Source organism: Polaromonas vacuolata (genome assembly GCF_012584515.1).
Taxonomy (GTDB): Bacteria; Pseudomonadota; Gammaproteobacteria; order Burkholderiales; family Burkholderiaceae_C; genus Polaromonas; species Polaromonas vacuolata.
In genome coordinates, this window is the sequence record NZ_CP051461.1 from 3,620,526 (window position 1) to 3,639,049 (window position 18,524).

Sequence of the window (18,524 nt, forward strand, 5' to 3'; positions counted from 1 at the left end):
AAATCCTTTTATCGTTGCTGCTTAGCTGCGCTCGAGTTCGATATCGATACCGAGCGAACGAATTTCTTTGACCAGCACGTTGAACGACTCCGGCATACCTGCCGTGATCGCGTGCTCACCTTTAACAATGCTCTCGTAGACCTTGGTACGGCCCTGCACGTCATCTGACTTGACCGTGAGCATTTCCTGCAGCGTGTAAGCCGCGCCATAAGCTTCGAGTGCCCAGACTTCCATCTCACCGAAACGCTGTCCACCGAACTGCGCTTTACCGCCCAGTGGTTGCTGCGTGACCAGCGAGTAAGGACCGGTAGAGCGCGCATGCATCTTGTCATCAACCAAGTGGTGAAGCTTGAGCACGTGCATATAGCCCACCGTGGTGGTGCGCTCGAACTGATCACCGGTGCGGCCGTCAAACAGCTGCGCTTGGGTACGGGTTGTCGTCAGGGCTTTAGCCTTGGCGATGTCATCAGGGTATGCCAATTGCAGCATGTCCATGATTTCCGCTTCCGAAGCACCGTCAAACACCGGCGTTGAAAATGGCACGCCAGCTTGTAAGTTGCCAGCCATTTCCATGACTTCGCTGTCAGACAGTTGGCTCAAGTCTTCCACACGGCCAGACTTGTTGTAGATGCTTTCCATGAACTGGCGCAGCTCTGCAACCTTGGCTTCGGCTTGCAGCATGTCACCAATTCTGTGGCCCAAACCTTTAGCGGCCCAGCCCAAGTGAACTTCCAGCACCTGACCGACGTTCATGCGCGATGGCACGCCCAGCGGGTTGAGCACGATGTCGCACGGTGTGCCGTCGGCCATGAAAGGCATGTCTTCGACCGGAACGATCTTAGACACCACACCTTTATTGCCGTGACGACCGGCCATCTTGTCACCCGGTTGCAAACGGCGCTTAACGGCCAAGTAAACCTTGACCATCTTCAGCACGCCAGCTGGCAACTCGTCGCCCTGCGTGAGCTTTTTGCGCTTTTCTTCAAAGCCCAAATCGAAGCTGTGACGGGTTTGCTCCATCGAGTTTTTGATGCTCTCGAGCTGGGTCGCTGCTTCGTCATCCGCAGGACGGATGTCAAACCAGGTGTACTTCTCGACGTCGTCCAGATAGGCCTTGTCGATAGTCGTGCCCTTGGCCAGCTTTTTAGGGCCGCCGTTAGCAATCTTGCCGATCAGCATTTTCTCGATACGGTCAAACGCATCTGCTTCAACGATGCGCAGCTGATCGTTCAAGTCCAAGCGGAAACGCTTGAGCTCGTCGTCAATAATTTGCTGTGCACGCTTGTCACGGGTAATGCCTTCACGGGTGAAGACTTGCACGTCGATCACAGTGCCTGACGAGCCTTGGCTGACGCGCAGCGAAGTGTCTTTCACATCGCTGGCTTTTTCGCCAAAAATCGCGCGCAACAACTTTTCTTCTGGCGTCAAGGTGGTCTCGCCTTTTGGCGTGACCTTGCCGACCAGCGTGTCGCCCGGCTGGACTTCAGCACCAACATAAATAATGCCGGATTCGTCAAGACGGTTGAGCTGATGCTCGGACAGGTTAGGAATGTCGCGGGTAATTTCTTCCGAGCCCAGCTTGGTGTCACGCGCCATCACGACGAGTTCTTCGATGTGAATCGAGGTGTAGCGGTCTTCGGCCACCACACGCTCAGAGATCAAGATCGAATCTTCGAAGTTATAGCCGTTCCATGGCATAAAGCCGACCAGCATGTTTTGACCCAGTGCCAACTCGCCGACGTCAGTCGATGCGCCGTCAGCAATCACGTCGCCCTTGGACAACTGGTCGCCCATCTTGACGATAGGACGCTGATGGATGTTGGTGTTTTGGTTCGAACGCTGATACTTGATCAGGTTGTAGATATCTACGCCGATCTCGCCAGCTAACGCTTCCGCGTCATTGACACGAACCACGATGCGGGTTGCGTCGACATAGTCAACCTTGCCGCCGCGAGTTGCCGTGACCACGGTGCCGGAGTCGACCGCGGAGACGCGCTCAATACCAGTGCCGACCAAAGCTTTTTCAGGACGCAGAACCGGCACAGCTTGACGCTGCATGTTGGCGCCCATCAGCGCGCGATTTGCATCGTCGTGCTCAAGGAATGGTACGAGTGAAGCGGCAACAGAAACGATCTGCGCAGGCGAGACGTCCATGTACTGGATACGTTCAGCACCGACCAAAATCGACTCGCCGTTTTCACGTGCGGAGATCAACTCACCGGTCAAAACATTGGCTTCGTTGAGTTCAGCATTCGCCTGAGCGATGACGTACTTGCCTTCTTCAATCGCGGACAAGTAATCGATCTGGCTAGAAACCTTGCCGTCAACCACACGCAGGTAAGGGGTTTCAATGAAACCGTACTCATTTAAACGCGCGTAGAGTGCCAGCGAATTGATCAGACCAATGTTCGGACCTTCTGGTGTCTCAATCGGGCAGACGCGACCGTAATGGGTCACGTGCACGTCACGCACTTCAAAGCCTGCACGCTCACGCGTCAAACCGCCGGGGCCAAGGGCAGAGACACGACGCTTGTGCGTGATCTCGGACAGTGGATTGGTTTGGTCCATGAACTGGGACAGCTGAGAAGCACCGAAGAACTCTTTGAGCGCTGCGGAAATCGGCTTGCTGTTGATCAAGTCATGCGGCATCAAAGGCTCTTGCTCGGCTTGGCCGAGACGCTCTTTGACGGCTTTTTCGATTCGTGCCAAGCCAGTGCGGTACTGGTTTTCAGCCAATTCACCGACGCAACGCACGCGGCGATTACCGAGGTGATCGATGTCATCGACGTCGCCATTGCCGTTACGCAAATCGACCAAGATCTTGACCACGGAGAGGATGTCCTCGTTAGTCATGACCATTGGACCGGTGCTGCTGTCGCGGCCAATGCGGGCGTTGAACTTCATACGGCCAACGCGGGACAGATCGTAAGTGTCCGGGTTGTAGAACAGACGCTGGAACAACGCTTGGACGGCGTCTTCAGTCGGCGGCTCGCCGGGACGCATCATGCGGTAGATAGCAACGCGCGCGGCGAATTCGTCGGCGGTTTCATCAGCGCGCAAGGTTTGTGAAATGTACGCACCTTGGTCTAGCTCGTTGGTATAAAGCACTTGCAAGTCAGTAATGCCAGCGACGCGCAGCTTTTTGAGCAGCAACTCTGACAACTCATCATTGGCCTTGGCGATGATCTCACCGGACTCAGCGTCAATGATGTTCTTAGCAACTACGCGGCCAACCAAGTAATCTTCTGGAACGCTAATCGTGGTGGTGCCGGTTTCGGCGAGTTCACGGGTATGGCGAACAGTGATGCGCTTGTCTTTAGCGATCACGACTTTGCCGAGCTTGTCGGTAATGTCAAAACGCGCGACTTCACCGCGCATACGCTCGGCGACGAATTCCATTTGCGCGCCGGTGTCCATCAAGCGGAAGTTGTCGAACACAAAGAAGTTCGCCAATATCGACTCATGGTTCAGACCAATGGCCTTGAGCAAAATCGTCACTGGCATTTTGCGGCGGCGGTCAACCCGGAAATACAACACGTCTTTCGGGTCGAACTCGAAGTCCAGCCACGAGCCGCGGTAAGGGATGATACGCGCCGAAAACAGCAGCTTGCCTGAGCTATGGGTCTTGCCCTTGTCATGTTCAAAGAACACACCTGGCGAGCGGTGCAGCTGCGAGACGATGACACGCTCGGTGCCATTGATAACAAATGAGCCTTTGTCCGTCATGAGCGGAACTTCGCCCATGTAGACTTCTTGCTCTTTAACTTCTTTGACGACTTTGGACTGCGATGTCGAAGACTCACGGTCATAAATAATCAATTGCACTTTGGCGCGCACAGCCGACGCAAAGGTCAGGCCGCGAGTCTGGCATTCTCGAACATCAAACGCTGGCTTGGCCAGGTTGTATTCGATGAATTTCATCTCAACAAAACCGTTGTGCGAGACGATGGGGAATGCGTTTTCAAAAGCTGCTTGCAAGCCTTCGCTGGTGCGCTTTTGGGGCGCACGATCAGCTTGCAGAAACGCCAAATAGGCGTCTTTTTGCATTTGCAACAAATAAGGAACCGCCAACACGCTTTCGCGGTTGCCGAAGCTTTTGCGAATGCGTTTGCGTTCGGTGAATGAATATGCCATGAGTTCTCCGTTGATAGGCTCTGGGACTCTGTACCCGAATACACAACGTATTCAGGCGGGCTTGGTGGTTGGCCACTACCAACCATGGCGGACGGTGACGCATTGCACGTCACCCGGACCAAGGCATTTTCTGCAGTCGAGGGTCAGAAAACACTGAGAACGCGGCGTATAAGTCGGGTTTTCAGTGCACTCTTTTAACTAATCTTGTTACTGATCTTGTAAGCACAAAAGGCTGGAAGCCCGAAACCGGACTTCCAGCCTTTCTAATCCACAAGGATTACTTGAGTTCGGCCTTAGCGCCGGCTTCTTCAAGCTTCTTCTTAGCGGCTTCAGCGTCAGCCTTAGACACGCCTTCTTTGACGTTCTTAGGTGCGCCGTCAACCACGTCCTTGGCTTCTTTCAAGCCCAGGCCGGTCAGTTCGCGAACTGCTTTAATGACGGAAACTTTGTTGGCGCCGACTTCGGTCAGCACAACATTGAATTCAGTCTGCTCTTCAGCAACAGCTGCACCGCCGCCGCCGCCGGCTGCAGGAGCCGACATTGCAGCAGCGCTTACGCCAAACTTCTCTTCGATGGCCTTCACCAGATCGTTGAGTTCCAGAACCGTCATGCTGTCAAGCGCGGTCAAAAATGCGTCTTTATCAAATGCCATTTTGAAATCCTAAATATATCTATTAACAGTTGGGGAGTTGGGCAGTCACTAAGGACTTGCACTGACTCCACACATTGGGTTTACGCCACTGTGGCTTCGGCTGCGGGTGCTTCTGGAGCTTCAGGCGCTGCGGGAGCGGCTGAAACTTCTTCTGCGACAGGTGCTTGTTCGGCAACCCGTTTCGCCATCAACGCGTTCAGCACAACGGCTGTACGTGACATTGGCGACATCAGCAAACCACATACCTGTGCCAGCAATACTTCCCGTGAAGGAATATTGGCCAGTTGCTTAATGCCATTGATGTCCAGGGCTTTGCCGCCGAACGCACCAGCACGAATAACCAACTTATCGTTGGTCTTCGCGAAGTCAGACACCACTTTCGCGGCGGAGACTGCGTCAACAGAAAAACCATAGATCAGCGGACCGGTCATCTGGTCGGACAGAACTTCAAATGCGGTACCAATCACAGCGCGACGTGCCAGGGTGTTCTTGAGAACACTCAGGGTTACGCCTTTTTCGCGGGCTTGGCTGCGCAATTTAGTCATGTCAGCGACCGTGATACCACGGTATTCCGCCATCACGAGCGTTTGAGCACTGGCGGCGAGGCTTGTCACTTCTTCAATGACGGCTTGTTTCTCACTGCGGTTAAGACTCAAGGTCTACTCCTTAAAATGTGCTTGCAGGTCGGTGTTATCACACCGCCCCTTGGGCACTCATACTCAGCGACCAACTGTTTCAGACTTTTTTCAAACTCTTCGCAGCGGGACCGCCATCTGCGTTGGCTGTCTTTCGATTAAGCAACTGGGTTTAACACCTGCTGCACCAACGGTCTTGGATGACCTGCCGAGGTCTTGCGATCTCAGCAGCCCACCACATCGGATCAGCCCTTACAAGCTAATCCAAATTTTTTGCTGTTTTAGCCGTTAATGCTTTGTGTGTCGACGCGAACGCCCACACCCATCGTCGACGAAACAGCGACTTTTTTCAGGTAAACACCTTTGCTTGACGCTGGCTTGGACTTGATCAGAGCCTCGATCAGCGCGGCCAAGTTGCCCTGCAATTTGTCAGTATCAAACGAGCGGCGACCAATGGTGCCGTGGATGATGCCGGCCTTGTCAACGCGGTACTGGACTTGACCAGCTTTTGCGTTTTTCACGGCGGTTGCCACGTCAGGGGTGACGGTACCAACTTTCGGGTTAGGCATCAGGCCGCGTGGGCCAAGAATCTGGCCGAGCGTACCGACGATACGCATTGCATCAGGCGAAGCAATGACGACATCGAAGTCCATCTTGCCAGCTTTAATGTCAGCTGCGAGGTCGTCCATACCGACGATATCAGCACCAGCGGCGCGGGCTTCATCAGCCTTAGCGCCTTGGGCGAACACAGCCACACGTTTGTTTTTACCGGTACCGTTAGGCATCACGACTGCGCCGCGAACGACTTGGTCAGATTTCTTGGCATCAATACCGAGTTGGACGGCTACGTCGATGGACTCATCGAACTTAGCAACGGCGAACTCTTTGACGAGACCGATGGCGTCGAGCAGGTTGTACAGCTTGTTGCTGTCAATCTTGTCGCCAACCGTTTTTTGGCGTTTAGTCATCTTGCTCATAGGACACCTTCGACCGTGACACCCATAGAACGGGCGGAACCGGCAATAGTACGAACCGCTGCATCCAGATCGGCTGCAGTCAAATCTTTCATCTTGTGCTTAGCGATTTCCTCGAGCTGGGCACGAGTAATTTTGCCAACCTTGACGGTGTGCGGCGTAGCCGAACCCTTGTCAAGCTTGATAGCCTTCTTGATCAAAGCCACGGCAGGCGCGGTCTTGATGATGAAGGTAAAGCTCTTGTCTGCATAAGCAGTAATCACCACTGGCAGCGGTGTTCCTGGCTCGATACCTTGGGTCTGCGCATTGAATGCTTTGCAGAACTCCATGATGTTCAGGCCACGTTGACCCAGAGCAGGTCCGATTGGGGGGGATGGGTTAGCCTTACCAGCTGGCACTTGCAGCTTGACAAAGCCGACGATTTTTTTCGCCATACTTTTTTCTCCTTGCGGGTCATAACGCTAGGCCACTGACATCAGCGACCAAGCTTCCCGGGGGTTACACAACTCATTGAGACTCTTACGAGCCATCGCGCCGAGTTGCAAAGCGCAAATTTTAAAAATACCGACTACTAAGCTGATGCGGCCTAAGCCGCAAAGTTCATTCCTGATTTACTTTTCAGTAAATTAGGTTTTTTCGATCTGGCTGAACTCAAGCTCCACCGGTGTGGCGCGGCCGAAAATAGTGACTGAGACGCGAACCTTGTTTTTGTCGTAGTTGACTTCTTCGACAGTGCCGTTGAAGTCGGTAAACGGGCCGTCTTTGACGCGCACATATTCGCCGGTTTCAAACTCAACTTTATGCCGCGGCTTGTCAGTACCCACCTGCATCTGGCTGACGATTTTTTGCACGTCATCTTCAGAAATAGGTGCTGGGCGATTTTTCGCACCACCCACAAAGCCTGTGACTTTATTGGTGTGTTTGACCAAGTGCCAAGTCTCGTCGTCCATCATCATCTCAACCAGCACATAGCCCGGAAAGAAACGACGTTCAGTGGTCTTTTTCTGACCGTTCTTTATCTCGACTACTTCTTCAGTAGGAACCAAGAAACGACCGAATTTCGACTCCATGCCGGCGCGGTTAATGCGCTCAGTAATATTGCGTTCAACTGCTTTTTCCATGCCCGAATAAGCATGCACCACATACCACTGCATGCCAGGGGTAGGCGTGAGGGACATGCCCGGTGTGAATTCGTTGACAACAATGCCGTTTATATCGCTCATTAGACTTTCCATCCCAGTAACAGATCGTAGAACACCCATTCGAGCGTCTTGTCGGTTAACCATAAAAACAAGGCCATCACGAAAACGAATGCAAAGACATAAGCTGTCATTTGAATTGCTTCTTTACGTGTAGGCCAGACAACTTTTCTGACCTCGCGCACTGAGTCGCGGCCAAAAGCAACGAATTGCTTACCTGTTTCTGCCGTCATAAAAACAACGATGGCAGCCACAAGACCAGCGAGCAACGCACCCCACTGAGCGATCTGTCCTTGACGAGCCAGCAGATAAAAACCGACTAACGAAGCCACCACCAGAGCGACGGCTAAGCCAAGTTTGGCCTTGTCTGCAGTGGTATTAACAGTTTCAACTTGATTAGAGGCCATGGTTGCCGATTTTCCTGTTCAATCTTGACGCTGCTGCAAAAAATTTTTGCAGTCTGCTTTTTAAAACACTTTAGCCCGCCCGGCGTTTACACTCCCGGCGGGCCGAATACTTTGTACTAATGCATCACCACCTTGGCCTGAAGTGTGAGCAATTCACCTCATCAGCCGGGTGGCAGGGGCAGTAAGAATCGAACTTACAACCTTCGGTTTTGGAGACCGACGCTCTGCCAATTGAGCTATGCCCCTACATTTCGAATCAGTCCGGAAATAACCCGGAACTGCATTATCTTATTTATTGCTCGATTACTTACGCAATGATCTTAGCAACCACACCAGCACCAACGGTACGGCCACCTTCACGGATAGCAAAGCGCAAGCCTTCTTCCATGGCGATCGGGTTGATCAGCTTGACGGTGATAGACACGTTATCGCCTGGCATGACCATTTCTTTGCCTTCTGGCAACTCGATCGCACCGGTCACGTCCGTGGTACGGAAGTAAAACTGTGGACGGTAGTTGTTGAAAAATGGTGTGTGACGGCCGCCCTCATCCTTGGACAAGACATAGATCTCGCCAGTGAAGTGGGTGTGTGGCTTGATCGAGTTTGGCTTGCATAGCACTTGGCCGCGCTGCACATCTTCACGCTTGGTGCCGCGCAGCAAGATGCCGACGTTGTCACCGGCTTGACCTTGGTCAAGCAATTTGCGGAACATTTCCACGCCGGTGCAAATGGTTTTTTGTGTGTCTGCGATACCGACGATTTCGATCTCTTCGCCGACTTTCACAATACCGCGCTCGATACGGCCAGTCACAACAGTGCCGCGACCTGAGATCGAGAACACGTCTTCTACTGGCAGCAAGAATGCGCCGTCAACTGCGCGCTGTGGCATTGGGATGTAGTTGTCGAGTGCATCGGCCAACTTCATGATGGCTTCTTCACCCAAAGGACCCTTGTCGCCTTCCATGGCCAGCTTGGCTGAACCGTGGATGATTGGGGTGTCGTCACCTGGGAAATCGTACTTGTCGAGCAACTCGCGCACTTCCATTTCGACGAGCTCTAACAATTCAGCATCGTCAACCATGTCGCACTTGTTCAGGAACACGATGATGTAGGGAACGCCAACTTGGCGGGCCAGCAAAATGTGCTCGCGAGTCTGTGGCATTGGGCCGTCAGCTGCGGAGCAAACCAAAATAGCGCCGTCCATCTGGGCCGCGCCGGTAATCATGTTTTTAACGTAGTCAGCGTGACCTGGACAGTCAACGTGTGCGTAGTGACGGTTTTCCGTTTCGTACTCAACGTGGGCTGTGTTGATGGTAATGCCGCGTGCTTTTTCTTCCGGAGCCGCGTCAATTTGGTCGTAGCCTTTGGCTTCGCCGCCGAACTTGGCTGCGAGCACCGTGGTGATTGCAGCTGTCAGTGTAGTTTTGCCATGGTCAACGTGACCGATGGTGCCTACGTTGACGTGGGGTTTAGTTCGCTCGAATTTGCCTTTTGCCATTTTCCGCTCCAGAAATTTTTGAAGAGTTGCAACACCAATAAACGCCAGATCCGGCAACCGTGTTCTACACATTTGCCGGATCACCTAATAAGCATACACATGAAATGTGACTACTCACCAGGAAAAATATGGTGCCCATTCCGGGAATCGGACCCGGGACCTCTCCCTTACCAAGGGAGTGCTCTGCCACTGAGCCAAATGGGCTAACACTGAAAATCTCTCACCAAAGGTCAGTACGAAAGTAAAACAAATGCAGAACCACGCTCCGTTGGTGGAGCGGGAGACGGGAATCGGACCCGCGTCATTAGCTTGGAAGGCTAGGGTTCTACCATTGAACTACTCCCGCGCAGTCCTGCAAACTATCTCATGCAAAAAGCATGTCGCAATACACTCACATTGCTTTTATCTTTACTTCGATACCAACCAACATCGCTCAAGGAAGCCAATCCACGAAGTTTTTTGCGCATGCGCAATAGCTTCTGGTGGATGGGGCTGGATTCGAACCAGCGTAGGCGTTAGCCAACAGATTTACAGTCTGCCCCCTTTAGCCACTCGGGCACCCATCCTCTGAGCGAATCTCAAATTATGCCACGGCTTAATGGCACTTCTGGCCAATTGCTAATTTAAACCGTAATTAACTGAAGAAATCCATTTTTATTCGATGACTCACACCAGCGCTTGGCAACGGAAAAGTGACCGCAGCCAATAAATGGCAGGGGCCCACGCAATGCCGACAGCGGTGAAGGATGGTTGGCAACCAGCACTTGATGCCGGCTCTCATCGATCATTGAGCGTTTCGATTGCGCATGCGCACCCCAGAGCAAAAACAGCACCGCGTGATTGGCTTGCGACAACTGACAAATTACTTTGTCGGTTAATAACTCCCAGCCTTTACCGGCGTGGCTCGCAGGCCTTGATTCTTCTACTGTCAGACAGGTATTGAGCAGCAGCACACCGCTTTCAGCCCAGCTCACCAAGCTGCCGCCAGGCACCGGAAAAGTTGGCGCTGCTGTTTTTAAATCACGTTCAATTTCCTTGAATATATTGCGTAGTGATGGCGGTGGCCGTACACCTGGCGCGACTGAAAAAGCCAGCCCCTCAGCTTGTCCACGAGCGTGATAAGGGTCTTGGCCGAGTATCACAATGCGCGTCTTCTCAGGCGCTGTGAGCTCAAGCGCGCGCAGCGGTTGGGGCGGAAATATAACCGCCTCAGCTGCAATTCGCTGACGCAAAAATGTCAACAAATCTTGGCCCGTCGTACTGGTAAAAAAGTCATTCACAAGCGCTTGCCAGCCGGGCGCGACAAGCCAGTCAGCCGGCTCTGCGCGCAGCAGTTGATCGTCTACTGGCAAAAAACTGGACTGCATGCGCTGAGGTCTTGAAATACTTTGCAGGCTAAGAGTTGATGCTCACATTTGACCGAACAAGCCGGTCAAAGCGTAACCCGGATCTTCGGCACGCATAAAGGCTTCGCCCACGAGGAAAGACTGCACGCCAGCAGCACGCATGCGCTCCACATCGGCCTTGGTCGTGATGCCAGACTCGGTGACCAAAATGCGCTCGGCTGGCACTTTGGCTTGCAGTGTCAAAGTGGTTTCAAGCGAGACTTCAAAGGTGCTGAGATTACGGTTATTTATGCCGATAAGCGGGGTTTTGAGTTTCAGCGCGCGCTCTAACTCGGCTTCGTCATGCACTTCGACCAACACCGCCATGTCTAGCGAATGGGCGAGCTGCTCCATGTCCTTCATCTGCGCATCGTCTAAGCAAGAGGCGATTAGCAAAATGCAGTCCGCACCCATCACGCGTGACTCATAAATTTGCCATGCATCAATCATGAAATCTTTGCGCAACACTGGCAGGCCCACCGAGGCTCTGGCTTGTTTTAAAAAGTCTATGCTGCCTTGGAAAAACTGCTTATCGGTCAGCACCGACAGACATGCCGCGCCGTGTTCCGCATAAGACTGGGCAATGTCGGCGGGCTCGAACTCTTCGCGCAGCACGCCTTTGGATGGACTGGCTTTTTTAATCTCCGCAATCACTGCCGGAAAACCGGTACTGATTTTGCTGCGCATAGCGCCTACAAAGTCACGCGTATAGACACGCGACTCGGCGTCTAAGCGCATGGCCGAGAGTGGCTTTTGCTGCAGCAAGGCGGCAACTTCTTCGCGTTTAACGGCAATGATTTGATTCAGGATATCGGACATAGGTAATTCTCAAAAAAGTGAGCCCTAGGCGTTAGCTGCCAAGGGTTTGGGATAGGGATATTAGTTGCTGCATACGCGCTTTGGCCGCGCCGGATTCAATCGCCGCACGTGCGCGGTCAATGCCCTCTTGGAAGCTAGCCGCCACATTGGCCGCATACAGCGCCGCGCCGGCATTGAGTATGACGATGTCGCGCGGTGCACCGGCTTGATTGTCGAGCACGCCCAGCAGCATGGCTTTCGATTGCTCAGGCGTGTCCACTCGTAAAGCGCGGCTACTCGCCATGGCAAGTTTAAAGTCCTCGGGATGCACCTCGTATTCGCTGATCTCACCGTTTTTAAGTTCGCCAACGACGGTGGCTGCGCCCAAACTAATCTCGTCCATGCCGTCTTTGCCGTAGACCACCAGCGCATGCTCGGCGCCTAAGCGCTGCAAAGCTCTGATCTGAATGCCGACTAAATCCGCATGAAACACACCCATCAAAATATTCGGCGCACCGGCCGGATTGGTCAGCGGCCCGAGAATATTAAAAATCGTGCGCACGCCCAGCTCTTTGCGAATCGGAGCGACTGCCTTCATCGCCGGATGGTGATTCGGCGCAAACATAAAGCCGACGCCCACCGCCTCAATACACTGGGCAATAGCTTGCGGCGAAAGATTGATATTGATGCCCAAGGCCTCAATCACATCGGCACTGCCAGACTTGCTACTCACGCTGCGGCCGCCATGTTTGCTGACTTTTGCACCGGCTGCGGCGGCGACAAACATTGAGCAAGTCGAGATATTAAAAGTATTTGAGCCGTCGCCGCCAGTGCCGACTATGTCGACCAAATGCGTCTTATCAGCCACATGCACTTTGGTCGAGAACTCGCGCATGACTTGGGCTGCGGCGGTGATCTCGCCTATGGTTTCTTTTTTCACGCGCAGCCCGGTGATGATGGCAGCCATCATGACTGGCGACATCTCACCATTCATGATCAGGCGCATCAAATGCAGCATCTCATCGTGAAAAATTTCGCGGTGCTCAATGGTTCTTTGCAAGGCTTGTTGCGGGGTAATTTTTTGGCTCTCTGGCATGCCGTTCTCCTCAGTCAAATTTTTATACAAGTTAAAGCCGGGTTGGCGGTGAACGCCAGCCGTAGGCCAAAGCCTATAAACATCAAGCCGGCGACGACAAACAAAAGCCGCTGATGACTGTCCATGGCCGATTATTTTTTTGTCCGTCAGGCTTTGAAGAAATCGCGAATCACGCTGGCTGCGTAATCAACGCCGGCGGCATCAACATTCAGATGCGTCACAAAACGCAGGCGGTAAAGACCGGTCGCTTGCACACCTTTGTCATTCAAATGCTGTACTAATGCGGCGGACTTATCTCTTGCCGCACCGGTCAAGTCAACAAACAAAATATTCGTTTGCGGCGCTTCGACGGTCAGACCCTCAATGCCACTCAAAGCCGCAGCCAGTCGGCGAGCAAGCGCATGGTCATCGGCCAATCTGTCGATGTGATGGTCCAGCGCGTAGGACGCAGCAGCCGCCAACATACCAGCTTGACGCATGCCGCCGCCAGCCATTTTGCGGATCCGGTGGGCGCGGGCAATAAAGTCGCGTGAGCCACACAGCGCCGAACCAATCGGCGCGCCCAAGCCCTTGCTAAAACACACCGAGACGCTGTCAAAACAACTGGCAATACGCGCAGCCTCAGTACGCGCATCGGCACCGGTTATCGCCGCTTGCGCGACCGCCGCATTGAATAATCGCGCACCATCCAAGTGGCGCGACAAACCGTGCTGGCTGGCTAAGGCCGTCGCCGCCTGAATGTAATCAAAGGGAATCAGTTTGCCGCCCAAAGTGTTTTCTAGCGCGAGTAATTTGGTGCGGGCGAAATGCGCGTCATCGGGTTTGATGGCGGCCTCAATATCGGCCAACGCCAAGCTGCCGTCGGCTTGATGCTCTAGCGGCTGCGACTGCACGCTGCCAAACACCGCCGCGCCGCCGCCTTCCCAGCGATAGCTGTGCTGCATCTGACCGACGATGAATTCGTCGCCGCGCTGGCAATGACTGAGCAGCGCGCAGAGATTGCTCTGGGTGCCGGTGGGCACGAATAATGCGGCCTCAAAGCCCAGCATAGCGGCGATTTTTTCTTGCAGCGCATTGACGCTCGGGTCGCCGGCAAACACATCATCGCCAAGCGGCGCTTCTTGCATCAAGGCGCGCATGGCTGGCGTCGGCTGGGTGACGGTGTCGCTGCGTAAATCAACATGCATGGGAATTTGCTCCGGGCTGCATGCAGCGCGCGCCGCATGCAAATTTAAAAAAAGCAGTCGCCGTTAAGCAGCCTGCAAAAGAAAGTTTTTCAGCATCGCGTGACCGTGCTCAGTGAGAATTGATTCGGGGTGAAACTGCACACCTTGGATCGCCAATTCTTTGTGGCGCACACCCATAATTTCACCGTCATCAGTCCAAGCCGTCACTTCCAGCACTGCCGGGCAAGTGGCTTTTTCAATCGCTAACGAGTGGTAGCGGTTGACTAAAAAATGCTCGGGTAAGTCGGCAAAAACGCCTTGTTGGGTGGTGTGAATCACGCTGGTTTTACCGTGCATCAATTGCTGAGCGCGAATGATGTTGCCGCCGAACGCAGCGCCTATGGCTTGATGCCCCAAGCACACGCCGAGTATTGGCAACTTACCCGCAAAGTGTTTAATCGCGGCCACCGAAATGCCCGCCTCTGTCGGTGAGCACGGACCGGGCGAGACCACCAGCCTATCGGGCTTGTGAGCGGCGATGGCTTCAATCGTGATCTCATCGTTGCGAAAGGTCAGCACCTCTGCACCCAGCTCACCAAAGTACTGGACTATGTTGTAGGTGAAGCTGTCGTAGTTATCGATCATTAATATTTTCATGACGCTTGCCTTATTCCAGACCTTCTTCGACTAACTCGGAGGCACGCAATAAAGCGCGCGCCTTGGCTTCGGTTTCCCTCCACTCCAGCTCAGGCACAGAGTCGGCAACCACGCCGGCAGCCGCCTGCACATACAGCACTTGGTCTTTAATGATGCCGGTGCGAATGGTGATGGCCACGTCCATGTCGCCCGAATAACTCAGATAGCCGCAAGCGCCGCCATACAAACCGCGCTTGGTTATCTCAAGCTGGTCAATCACTTCCATCGCATGGACTTTGGGTGCGCCGCTCAGCGTACCGGCCGGGAAAGTGGCTTTGAGAACATCCATCGCCGACATGCCATCCAGCAAGTCACCCTCGACGTTGCTGACGATGTGCATCACATGGCTGTAACGCTCGACCGCAAACGCTTCGGTGACTTTTACGGAACCGGTCTTGGCGATGCGGCCTATGTCGTTGCGCGCCAGGTCTATCAACATCACATGTTCGGCGCGTTCCTTGGGATCGTTCACCAATTCAATTTCTGCGGCCTTGTCGGCCTCAGCGTTGGCTGCGCGTGGCCGCGTGCCGGCCAGCGGACGAATCGTGACGCTTTGGCCGTGCTCGGTTTTTTCTTGCCGCACCAAAATCTCAGGCGAAGCACCCACCACATGGAAGTCACCAAAATGGTAGTAGTACATGTAGGGGCTGGGATTGAGCGAGCGCAGCGCGCGGTACAGGCTAAGCGGTGATTCGGTATAGCGTTTTTTAATCCGCTGACCGACTTGCACCTGCATGAAGTCGCCGGCTTCAATCATTTTTTTGGCTTTTTCGACCGCCGCAATATAGTCGGCCTTGGCAAAATCGCGCTCAGCGGGATGGGACTGAGTTGGCTTGACAACCGGCGCACTAACTGAGTATTTGAGTTGCTCTTTGAGTTCACGCAGGCGCTTTTTAGCGCTGGCATAGGCTTCGCTCTGCGTCGGATCAGCGTAGACGATGAGGTAGAGCTTGCCGGACAAATTGTCAATTACAGCCAGCTCTTCGCATTGCAACAACAAGATATCGGGGCAACCCAAGCTGTCTGGCGGGCAGCTCGCTTCTAACTTTTTCTCGATATAGCGGACTGCGTCATAGCCAAAGTAGCCGGCCAGACCACCGCAAAAACGCGGCAATCCAGGTGGCAGCGCGACCTTGAAACGCTTTTGATAGTCGCTGATGAAGTCGAGTGGATTTTGCGGAGAGGTCTCGACGACTTTGCCATCGGTAACCACTTCAGTCAGCACATTTTGACCAAAGCCCGAGGCGCGTAGCAAGGTGCGCGCTGGCAGACCAATAAAGCTGTAACGCCCAAAACGCTCGCCGCCGACTACGGACTCCAGCAAAAAACTGTATTTGCCGCCATCGCGGGAGTAAGCCAGTTTGAGGTAGAGCGACAGCGGGGTTTCTAAGTCGGCAAAGGCTTCGAGTATCAAAGGGATACGGTTAAAGCCTTGTCCGGCCAGGCTTTTGAATTCGAGTTCAGTCATCACGGTAGTGTCCTTCACTGACGGCAGGCACAGATTGGCTGCTGCCGATAGATTCATATCAACCCCTGACTGGCTCAGTCAAGCTTGAGGCGGGGTGGGGATTTTGCCGGGCTGGCAGTCTGAGTTGACTCAGACGTTTAAATCAGAAAGTTAACGCAGACGGTTGAAGGCGGATCAGCTACGCCAAAGCCAGGCTCCCCGGCCGGCTTGGTCTGTATGAATAGTGCTGTGAATGAGCATGCCAAAGTGTAGCAGCGGGACTTTGCTTAGCCGTTTCAAGGGCGAATAAAAATTATTCTCTCGACTGAGCCTTAAGCACGGGTTAGCGTCTGCCGAACGACTAGTGACATCACCACTCACGACACTATGCACGTCATTCCTCACGCCAACACAGCTGCGCCATAGAGTCCATAAAACCATCGGCATCCACTGCAGTGACCGGCACGCCGTGGTTGTAGCCGTAGGTCAGCAGCAGCACCGGGCAACCCGCTGCGCGTGCGGCGATGGCGTCGTTACTTGAGTCGCCGAGCATCAATGTGCGCGCTGGCAAGCTAGACAGCGCCGCGCAGGTCTTGAGCAAAGGCAAGGGATCGGGCTTTTTGCGGGCGAATGAATCGCCACCAAAGACTTGGCTAAAAAAGCCGTCCAGCCCTTTGTCTTTGAGCAACTCTTGGGCAAACGCTAAGGGCTTGTTGGTCAAGCAAGCCATGCGCAAGCCTTGCTCGCGCATGGCTTGCAGACCCGTCAGCACACCGGGATAAACCTCAGCATGACGGCCATTAATAGCAGCATAGTGTTTTTGGTAGCGGGTAAAAGCCCATTCAAAAACATCTGTACTGGAGTCCACTGCCGCCTTGGTTGGCGCAACGCTGGCGGCGTAGGCCAACACAGAACGGATCAGATTCTCTGACCCCTTGCCCACCATTTCCCGAATCAACGCAGGCTCTAAGGGCGCTAGGTCAGCATAGTGGGCCGGTAAGTCAGCAAGCATCAAATTAAGCGCGGCAACAAAGTCGCCCATGGTGTCGACCATAGTGCCGTCAAGGTCGATGATGACGGCGTCAAAAGCGCGGGGATTGAGAAAAATAGGGTTCAAAACGGGGTGCTATTTGGGTTGGATAAGTCTTAAGCAAGCCTCTAAAAAGGCCGGCCCAAAAAACTAAATTACTTCGCTAACTCGAGCCGCATCGCGTCTATCTGGGCCTTGTAATCGGGCTTGCCAAAGATCGCGCTACCAGCCACAAAGGTGTCAGCACCGGCTGAAGCGGCACGGGCGATATTCTCAGCCTTGATGCCGCCGTCAACTTCTAGGCGAATGTCTTTGCCACTGGCGTTGATACGGCGGCGCGCTTCTTCGATTTTGCGCAATGCCGAGTCGATAAAGCTCTGACCACCAAAGCCGGGGTTCACGCTCATGATGAGAATCAGGTCTATATCGTCTATGACCCAATCCAGTACTTCCATAGAAGAGGCTGGGTTAAACACCAAACCGGCTTTGCAGCCCTTGGCCTTAATGACTTGAATGCTGCGGTGTACGTGGGGCGACGCATCGGGGTGAAAGCTGATCAAGTCAGCGCCGGCATCGGCAAACGCTGTGGCCAAACTATCGACTGGCTGCACCATTAAATGCACATCAATGGGTACGAGTTGGCCAGAGGCGGTGACGGCATGGGGTTTGAGCGATTGGCAAATCATGGGCCCAAAACTCAGGTTGGGCACGTAATGGTTGTCCATCACGTCAAAATGAATCCAATCCGCGCCAGCAGCAATAACGCTCTTGAGCTCATCGCCCAAACGGGCGAAATCGGCGGACAAAATGGAAGGGGCAATGCGGTAGACAGGTTTACTCATGCGCGGATTGTCGCAGCAAGGGACGCAAAAGTGCGCGCCAAGGGTTGCAAGCTGGCTCGGGTTAACATGCAAGCCACACTTAGCTAGGCATGCCCTATTCGCCTAAACGCCACACCCGCTCAACCCCGGCAGTTTTTGCCCTGCGCCAGCCCCCTACATGCCTAAATACCAATTTTCTTGCGAAGTTGTTGCTCAGTTCATTGCCGAGCAATCCGATCCAGACCAATCCGTTTACAGCTTTGCTTATACGGTGACTATCACCAACACCGGCGAGGTAGCGGCGCAACTGATTTCGCGCCACTGGACCATAGTCGACAACAAGGGGATGGCCGAAGAGGTCAAGGGCCTGGGCGTCGTGGGCCATCAGCCGCTGCTAAAGCCGGGCGAGTCTTTTCAATACAACAGCGGTTCGCGCTTGCGCACCTCCAGCGGCACCATGCACGGCAGCTATGCCTGTGTGGCGGTGGACGGTGAAAGCTTTGAAGCGGAAATCCCCATGTTTGTGCTTGAAGCCCACATGCCCGGCGATAACCATGGCCTGCCGCAGCGCACGCTGCACTGACCG

At 53.9% G+C, this 18,524-nt stretch carries 17 protein-coding genes and 4 tRNA genes; 1 reads left to right on the forward strand and 20 read right to left on the reverse strand.

Features of this window, described 5'->3' with window-relative positions:
* Positions 1-21 precede the first annotated feature (21 nt).
* From rpoB to rpe, 20 genes are all read right to left on the reverse strand, one after another.
* Entirely contained in the window at positions 22-4,134 is a 4,113-nt protein-coding gene (gene rpoB / locus HC248_RS16435) for a DNA-directed RNA polymerase subunit beta (RefSeq protein ID WP_168923422.1), read from the reverse strand.
* A gap of 277 nt (positions 4,135-4,411) precedes the next feature.
* Complete coding sequence (rplL, locus tag HC248_RS16440) at positions 4,412-4,786, reverse strand: 50S ribosomal protein L7/L12 (protein ID WP_168923423.1); 375 nt, start codon at positions 4,784-4,786, stop codon at positions 4,412-4,414.
* An 80-nt stretch (positions 4,787-4,866) separates the two neighbouring features.
* Positions 4,867-5,442 (reverse strand): 50S ribosomal protein L10, encoded by a 576-nt coding sequence (gene rplJ, locus HC248_RS16445; protein WP_168923424.1) that lies wholly within the window; start codon positions 5,440-5,442, stop codon positions 4,867-4,869.
* Between the two features lie 260 nt (positions 5,443-5,702).
* Entirely contained in the window at positions 5,703-6,398 is a 696-nt protein-coding gene (gene rplA / locus HC248_RS16450) for a 50S ribosomal protein L1 (protein WP_168923425.1), read from the reverse strand.
* Positions 6,395-6,829, reverse strand: a complete 435-nt coding sequence (rplK, locus tag HC248_RS16455; protein ID WP_168923426.1) for a 50S ribosomal protein L11 — start codon at positions 6,827-6,829, stop codon at positions 6,395-6,397. Before rplK ends, rplA begins: the two co-directional genes overlap by 4 nt.
* Positions 6,830-7,021: 192 nt before the next feature.
* Positions 7,022-7,573 (reverse strand): transcription termination/antitermination protein NusG, encoded by a 552-nt coding sequence (nusG, locus tag HC248_RS16460; RefSeq protein WP_202882481.1) that lies wholly within the window; start codon positions 7,571-7,573, stop codon positions 7,022-7,024.
* Between the two features lie 44 nt (positions 7,574-7,617).
* On the reverse strand, positions 7,618-8,001 hold the full coding sequence (gene secE / locus HC248_RS16465; protein ID WP_168923428.1) for a preprotein translocase subunit SecE: 384 nt from the start codon (positions 7,999-8,001) through the stop codon (positions 7,618-7,620).
* Between the two features lie 170 nt (positions 8,002-8,171).
* A tRNA-Trp gene (locus HC248_RS16470) sits at positions 8,172-8,247 on the reverse strand.
* A 61-nt stretch (positions 8,248-8,308) separates the two neighbouring features.
* Positions 8,309-9,499 carry an elongation factor Tu gene (gene tuf, locus HC248_RS16475; RefSeq protein WP_168920827.1) on the reverse strand — a complete coding sequence of 397 codons (1,191 nt, stop codon included), beginning with the start codon at positions 9,497-9,499 and terminating at the stop codon, positions 8,309-8,311.
* A 129-nt stretch (positions 9,500-9,628) separates the two neighbouring features.
* A tRNA-Thr gene (locus tag HC248_RS16480) sits at positions 9,629-9,703 on the reverse strand.
* A 68-nt stretch (positions 9,704-9,771) separates the two neighbouring features.
* Positions 9,772-9,845 (reverse strand) — tRNA-Gly (locus HC248_RS16485).
* Between the two features lie 134 nt (positions 9,846-9,979).
* Positions 9,980-10,065: transfer RNA gene (locus HC248_RS16490), tRNA-Tyr, on the reverse strand.
* Positions 10,066-10,122: 57 nt separating this feature from the next.
* Positions 10,123-10,866, reverse strand: a complete 744-nt coding sequence (locus HC248_RS16495) for a uracil-DNA glycosylase (RefSeq protein ID WP_168923429.1) — start codon at positions 10,864-10,866, stop codon at positions 10,123-10,125.
* Positions 10,867-10,908: 42 nt separating this feature from the next.
* Positions 10,909-11,703, reverse strand: coding sequence for an indole-3-glycerol phosphate synthase TrpC (gene trpC, locus HC248_RS16500; RefSeq protein WP_168923430.1), 795 nt, complete (start codon positions 11,701-11,703; stop codon positions 10,909-10,911).
* Positions 11,704-11,734: 31 nt separating this feature from the next.
* Positions 11,735-12,778 (reverse strand): anthranilate phosphoribosyltransferase, encoded by a 1,044-nt coding sequence (gene trpD / locus HC248_RS16505; protein ID WP_168923431.1) that lies wholly within the window; start codon positions 12,776-12,778, stop codon positions 11,735-11,737.
* A gap of 146 nt (positions 12,779-12,924) precedes the next feature.
* Positions 12,925-13,965 carry a low-specificity L-threonine aldolase gene (gene ltaE / locus HC248_RS16510; protein WP_168923432.1) on the reverse strand — a complete coding sequence of 347 codons (1,041 nt, stop codon included), beginning with the start codon at positions 13,963-13,965 and terminating at the stop codon, positions 12,925-12,927.
* 63 nt (positions 13,966-14,028) lie between these two features.
* A complete protein-coding gene (locus HC248_RS16515) occupies positions 14,029-14,601 on the reverse strand; it encodes an aminodeoxychorismate/anthranilate synthase component II (protein ID WP_168923433.1) in 573 nt (190 codons plus the stop codon).
* A gap of 10 nt (positions 14,602-14,611) precedes the next feature.
* Positions 14,612-16,111, reverse strand: coding sequence for an anthranilate synthase component I (trpE, locus tag HC248_RS16520; protein ID WP_168923908.1), 1,500 nt, complete (start codon positions 16,109-16,111; stop codon positions 14,612-14,614).
* Between the two features lie 370 nt (positions 16,112-16,481).
* Positions 16,482-17,141, reverse strand: a complete 660-nt coding sequence (locus HC248_RS16525; RefSeq protein ID WP_168923909.1) for an HAD-IA family hydrolase — start codon at positions 17,139-17,141, stop codon at positions 16,482-16,484.
* 131 nt (positions 17,142-17,272) lie between these two features.
* A complete protein-coding gene (gene rpe, locus HC248_RS16530; protein ID WP_168923434.1) occupies positions 17,273-17,959 on the reverse strand; it encodes a ribulose-phosphate 3-epimerase in 687 nt (228 codons plus the stop codon).
* Between the two features lie 157 nt (positions 17,960-18,116).
* Here rpe and apaG point away from each other — a divergent pair, with 157 nt between their 5' ends.
* A complete protein-coding gene (gene apaG, locus HC248_RS16535; RefSeq protein ID WP_168923435.1) occupies positions 18,117-18,521 on the forward strand; it encodes a Co2+/Mg2+ efflux protein ApaG in 405 nt (134 codons plus the stop codon).
* Positions 18,522-18,524 lie beyond the last annotated feature (3 nt).